Source organism: uncultured Proteiniphilum sp., assembly GCF_937873925.1.
Classification (GTDB): Bacteria; Bacteroidota; Bacteroidia; order Bacteroidales; family Dysgonomonadaceae; genus Proteiniphilum.
Window position 1 is genome coordinate 1 of the sequence record NZ_CALNAT010000022.1, and the last position, 6746, is coordinate 6746.

General features: G+C 43.6%; 3 protein-coding genes and 1 pseudogene. All 4 read left to right on the top strand.

All coding sequences use genetic code 11. The features are described from left to right. Positions 1–134: 134 nt before the first annotated feature. Entirely contained in the window at positions 135–1142 is a 1008-nt protein-coding gene (locus Q0502_RS01430) for a tyrosine-protein phosphatase (protein ID WP_298646302.1), read from the top strand. A 244-nt stretch (positions 1143–1386) separates the two neighbouring features. Then, positions 1387–3114, top strand: coding sequence for a DEAD/DEAH box helicase (locus tag Q0502_RS01435; protein WP_298646305.1), 1728 nt, complete (start codon positions 1387–1389; stop codon positions 3112–3114). 186 nt (positions 3115–3300) lie between these two features. Further along, a complete protein-coding gene (locus Q0502_RS01440) occupies positions 3301–6003 on the top strand; it encodes a TonB-dependent receptor (protein WP_298646307.1) in 2703 nt (900 codons plus the stop codon). 50 nt (positions 6004–6053) lie between these two features. Continuing rightward, a pseudogene (locus Q0502_RS01445) lies at positions 6054–6746 on the top strand (hypothetical protein); the annotation flags it as partial.

The following is a 6746-nucleotide window of genomic DNA, read 5'->3' on the forward strand; positions in this document are numbered from 1 at the left end:
TTGTTAATCCCACGCTGTTGTCTTTATTTTGAAACAAAGTTTTTTGTACATTTGCTTGTTAGTAGAAGAATAGGGTGAAAAAACTATATTTCATATTACATCTTTTTTTACTGTTGATGCTGGCGAACTCTTGTATGTCGACAGTAAAAATAACTTCTGTCGTGGAAAAAGACAGGGAAGGGGATTTCTTGTTAAAGTGGGAAGTAAGCCCTGATCAGGAGGGTGATATAGATATTTACACTTCTCTCACCGACAGTTCACTTACCAGTTTTATGCCCCTTACCTCCAGGAAGATTACCGATCAGGTATTGAGGGTGAGTCCTACCGGCTCGGGGTTGAGGGAATACTTTATACTTCGTACGGGCGGCGTTTATTCGGGTGTGGTTGCTAATAGAACCATAGAGATGAACAATATAAAGAATTTCAGAGATGTAGGGGGATATTTCACTGCCGATAACCGCCAGATAAAATGGGGAGAGATTTATCGTTCGGCCGATTTAACCAATGCTACTTTGTATGATCAGGAAAGAATACGCAGGTTAAACATCAAAACGATCATCGATTTCAGATCGGACAGAACAGCGAAGAAATATCCTCTCCTTCTTCATCCTTCCATACGGAAAATAGCCTTGCCGCTGGCTCCTATGGATGCTGAAAAACTGGATGAGCAAGTGAGGGATGAGCATTTCGATAGAAGTGATGCCATCCGTTATGTACAGGAATCGTATGTAGATATCGTGGAAAATCATAAGGAGCAATTTGGAGAGATGTTCGATTTGCTGACCAACGACAGCAATTATCCTATCCTTATGACGGAATCACTGGGTAAGGATGGCGTAGGGTTGGCTTCCTATTTCATACTCTATGCTTTAGGTGTGCCGCCTGGCACATTGGAGGATGATTACATGCTTTCAAATCGGGAGATCGATCCCGCAAAAGCGAAAATTGACGCCCGAAATCTTTCGGAACCCCTGCAGGAAGCTGTTACCGCTATGCTCTCCGTCAACAGGGCATACCTGAACTATGTTATCGAACATATAAAACAGAAATACGGTTCGGTGGACAATTATCTCGAAAAGGAACTTCGGGTTACCGTAGGAAAGAAAAATTTGTTACGGAAATACCTGCTTTACCAATTCTGATATTTATTCAGCAAATTTGGGTATTTTCTTTCAGACTTTTTCCCGCCACGGCATAATGCAAACAAGTTTGCTTTCTGCACATTGCTTAATGAAATAGTTCAATTTATTTTCATACCTTTGCATCCGATTTTAAAATAAAAATCGAAGGTTGTCATTGAATTCTCTCTCATCTTTAGTAAGTGCTTTTGTGGTTATGGGGTAAGGAGAAGCATCAATACCCATACACGCTAAAAATATTTATAAAATGAGTACATTTGAAGAATTGGGAGTGATTCCGGAGATCCGGCAGGCTATTACGGAATTGGGATTCGAAAATCCAATGCCGGTACAGACTGAAGTGATCCCGCAATTACTTTCCCACAAGAGAGACATTATCGCCCTGGCCCAGACCGGTACGGGCAAAACGGCCGCATTCGGGATCCCCGTCATCCAGAAAACAGATCTTACACTTTTATCGCCGCAAACCGTAATCCTTTGTCCTACGAGGGAGTTGTGCCTGCAAATAGCGGGAGACCTTACCGATTTCTCCACCTATGTGGAAGATATCAAAATACTTCCCGTCTATGGAGGATCGAGCATTGAAAGCCAGATCCGGACACTGAAAAGAGGGGTTCACATCATCGTGGCGACCCCCGGCCGGCTTATCGACCTGATCAACCGCAAAACGGTTTCGCTTAAGCATGTGCATACCCTTGTACTGGATGAAGCCGACGAGATGCTGAATATGGGTTTTTCGGAAAGTATTGATGAGATACTTTCCAATGTACCCGGCAGTCGCTCTATGCTGCTTTTCTCGGCAACGATGCCGAAAGAGATTGAGAAAATCACCCGCAAATATATGAGTGATCCGGTGGAGATCACCATCGGCAGAAAGAATGAGGGCGCCCAGAACGTGAGACATCTCTATTATATGGTGCATGCCAAAGATAAATATCTCGCGTTAAAAAGGATCGTGGACTATTATCCCAATATATACGGGATTGTCTTTTGCCGGACGAGGAAGGAGACACAGGAAATTGCGGACAAACTCCTTCAGGACGGATATGATGCCGATTCTTTGCATGGCGACCTGTCACAGGTGCAGCGTGACTATGTAATGAATAAATACAGAAACCACAATCTCCAGTTACTGGTAGCTACCGATGTGGCCGCCCGGGGACTGGATGTGGATGATGTAAGCCATATCATTAACTTCGGATTACCCGATGATTACGAAGTATATACCCACCGTAGCGGCAGGACCGGCCGCGCCGGAAAGACGGGAACCTCTATCTCCATCATCCATATAAAGGAAAAAGGGAAGATTGCGCAGATCGAAAAACTGATCCACAAAACATTCGAAAAACGAGCTGTTCCCAAAGGAGACCTGATCTGTGAAAAACAATTATTCAATTTTGTGGATAAAATTGAGAAAGTAAAGGTCAATGAAGAGGAGATAGACCGGTTGTTACCCTCCATTTTCCGTAAGTTGGAATGGCTCGGAAAAGAGGATATCATTAAACGGGTCGTATCGCTTGAATTCAATCGTCTGATTGAATATTACAGGCAGGCGGAAGAAATCTACGAACCGGAAGAAAGATCATCGAAAAGCAGAAGAGAGAATGCCCGATCGGAGAGAACGGGCAAACGTCAGAAAAACGGGGTGCAACCTGAGAAAGGATATGCCCGCTTATTTATCAATATGGGAAAGATGGACGGAGTGAACCCTGCCACGCTGATGGGATTTATCAATGAGCATGTGAAAGGCAAAGTCCCGGTGGGCAGGATCGACCTGATGAAAAATTTTTCCTTTTTCGAAATACCGGAAGAGCTTGCCCCGAAAGTGGTGAAAACTTTCAGGGGGATGTATATCGAGGACAGGAGACTGGTTGTCGAAGTCTCCCGGGGAGAGAATGAACCGCAAAGGGAGAAGAAGCATTTTTTTGAATCTTTCGAAGGGAAGAAAAAGAAAAAATATACACAGAAAAGATAGTTAAAGGACATAAACCGCATAATTGTCCTGATTCTTAGGGAGGGGGGTATTTCACAATGTGATTTACCCTCTTTTTGATCATTGCCCCCATATCTGCAATCTTAATAACATCGTAACCAAACCGTAATCGATCTGTAACATTTATAAAAGACCTTTGTACCGAAAATCTAACGTAAGGAGTAATTTGTGATATATAGACTTGATTTGCCAAAATTGTCCGTTTTATTGTTTTTCCTTGCCTTTTCGGGATACGCTTATTCCCAGAGAGGCACTATCAAAGGAAAAATCCTGGACGCCCAGACCGATGAACCGCTCATAGGGGCATCGGTACTGATAAAAGGGACCACCAACGGAGCTGCCGCAGACTTAGACGGAAACTATATCATCCGGAATGTGGATGCAGGTACTTATACGCTCATCGCATCGTATGTTGCCTATCAAAGTGAAACAAAAACCGGAGTTGTTGTAGTAAGAAACAACGAAACCACGGTCGATTTTTTGTTGAGTACGGATGATATCAGCCTGCAGGAAGTGGAAGTGGTGGCACGGGCAAACCGGGAGAGTGAGAACATCCTGTTGATGGAGCAGCGGCAGGCGCTGGTGGCCACGCAGGCTGTCGGTGCACGGGAACTGTCGCGGAAGGGAATTGGTGATGCGCAGGCGGCTGTTGCCCAGGTATCGGGAATTTCCAAACAGGAAGGGATAAAGAATGTGTTTGTCCGCGGATTGGGAGACCGGTATAATGTGACTCTGCTCAATGGGTTTCCTATTCCTTCGGAAGATCCGGAATACAAAAATATAGCGCTCGGATTTTTCGGGACCGATATTATCCAGAGTATAAGCGTAAACAAAGTATTCAGCAGCAGTAACTACGCCGATGTAGGAGGGGCTGGTATTGATATTACTTCCAAGGAATTGGTCGGTGATTATGCACTCAGTGTCGATCTTTCGGCAGGGCTTAATACATCGGCTTTCGGCAGCGATTTTTTGCGCCAGCAGGGTTCCGGTTATTTCGGATTTGCCAATACGGAAAGGCCGGCCACAAATCAATTTACCTTTCAAAACAGCCTCGATCCTAAAGTCGTGTCGTTACCCCTTAATCATAGTTACGGCATTTCGGGCGGAAAATCGTTTCGTCTGGGAGAAAATCCGTTCTCATTCTTTATAGTAGCTTCTTACAGTACCGATTATTCTTATACGGAAGAACAGGTACGAAACTCTTACACAGACGGAACGATCTGGCAAGATCAAAAAGGAGATAAATATTCTCAAAATATCAACCAACTCTTGCTTGGAAACGCGACGTACGACATTCACCGCAAACACAATCTACAATATAATTTCATGCTGGTTCATGCCAACGACCAATATGTAAGCGAATATCAGGGAGTAAATGCCGAGCGTCATCAGGATAGTCCCGACTTTTTAGGGTTTTTGAGGAGACAGCAGGCAAATGATAATTTATTGGTAGTAAATCAATTAATGTCCGATTGGGAATTGGCGAAGCCACTGAAACTGAGCGCAGGCGTTTCTTACAATACGGTAAAGGGTTTGGAGCCCGACAGGAGGGAGAACTATCTTTCACGACAGGATGACGGAACGTATGTCCTCACCGGAAGCAACCGGCAAAAGCGCTTCTTCTCTACACTCCAAAGCAATGATATAAACGCGGAAACGGTTTTGACATACAAATTGGGCGACCGTTTTAATAGCGGTAACTCGATGTTGAAAGTGGGATACAACGGACGTTTTGTGGATGATGAATTTGAAGCTGTTGAGTATAATTTTGATGCAGTGGGCGGAACCTATCCGATTGAAAGTTTGAGGCTGGACGATTTGTATAACGAGCAAAATATGACGGACGGACGGTTCAGTATGGCTATCGGCCCTTCTAACACGTATCATGTAACCAAATACGTTCATTCCGGATTTGTGGAAGCGTCGTACCAATTATGGGATAATCTCACAGGGAATGCCGGTGTGAGAGGCGATAGGGTGGATATGACCGTAGATTATAACGTGCAACATGTTTCGCCGGGGAAAAAACCAATCAGGAAAAACTATTTCTTACCAAGCGTAAACCTGAAGTACGATCTGAACGGTAAAAATTCCATGCGCCTGGGTATAAATAAGACCTATACGTTGCCCCAATCGAAAGAAATATCTCCTTACCAATACGTAAACATATCGTTTACCAGCCAGGGTAATCCTAACCTCAGGCCGTCGGATAATTACAACGCGGATTTGAAATGGGATTATTATATCAGCCCCAACGAATTATTTTCAATAACGGGTTTCTATAAATATATTGTCAATCCGATCGGCCGTGTTGACCAGGGAAATTCGGCAGGATTACTTACCTACGACAATATCGGTGATCATGCCCTGGTGGGAGGTGTGGAACTTGAACTTCGAAAGAATATCTTTAATCGGTTCAACACCCAAACGGACCAGATGAACAGGCTCTCTGCCGGATTGAATGCTTCTTATATTTATACCAATCTTGAATTGGATATTCTCAATACCGATCCCAGAAACAGCGGGTTGGAGGGTGCCTCGCCTTTCCTCGTGAACTTCGACCTGTCGTACAACTATACTAAAAAAGAGAGAAGTCTTATTGCTTCTTTCATTTTTAACTATTTCAGCAGTCGAATTCATACTATTGGTGCAGGGGGCTATAATGATATTATTGAGGAAGGTGTGGCTACACTCGATTTTGCAGCGTCGTACAAATTCACCCAACATTTTTCTTTAAAAGCCAAAGCTTCTAACTTGTTGAATCCGGCCTATCAACTGACACGTGAAAGTAGTTCGTCGAACGGCAATGTGATATTGAATGAATTTAAAAAAGGACAAAATATGAGTTTAGGAGTAAGCTACGAATTTTAATTGCTGAATATTTTATCACACTAATTTTATTAACTAATTTATCAAACGAGATGAAAAAGATTTTTTTAAGTTTTATGATGTTTGCTCTTATGTTGACACCGGCTGTCCTGACTTCCTGTGAAAATGACGATCCGGATGATGATAATGATGACAGGGAGCTCGTTCACAAACTTGCTGACCAAGGTGTCCTTATGGGCAAATTGAAGGACAAATTAGAATTGAAAACTAGTACAGAGTATGCATTGACAGGTAATTTTATTGTGGAAGAAAATGGCGAATTGCATATTCCCGCAGGTACGATAATTAAAGCCAATGAAGGTTTCGGAAACTATATTCTCGTGCTGCAGGGCGGTAAGATCTTTGTAAACGGGACAGCGCAAGCGCCTGTTACTATGACTGCCAATAAAGCGAATGCGGCACAAGGCCACTGGGGTGGACTGATCATCAACGGTCGTGCACCGCTTGCAGGCGGAACTACCGGAACTACCGAAATCAACACTGAATACAAATATGGTGGGACTAACGTCGCCGATAATTCCGGATCGATCTCTTATCTGAAACTGGAATATACCGGAGCACGTTCGAGTGCCGATGTAGAACACAATGGCCTTACATTGAACGGGGTGGGTAACGGTACAAAAATGGAAAATATATTTATACCGGATGGTGCCGACGATGGAATCGAATTCTTCGGTGGTTCGGTAAACGTAAAGAACCTGTTGGTAGTGAATTCCGATGATGAT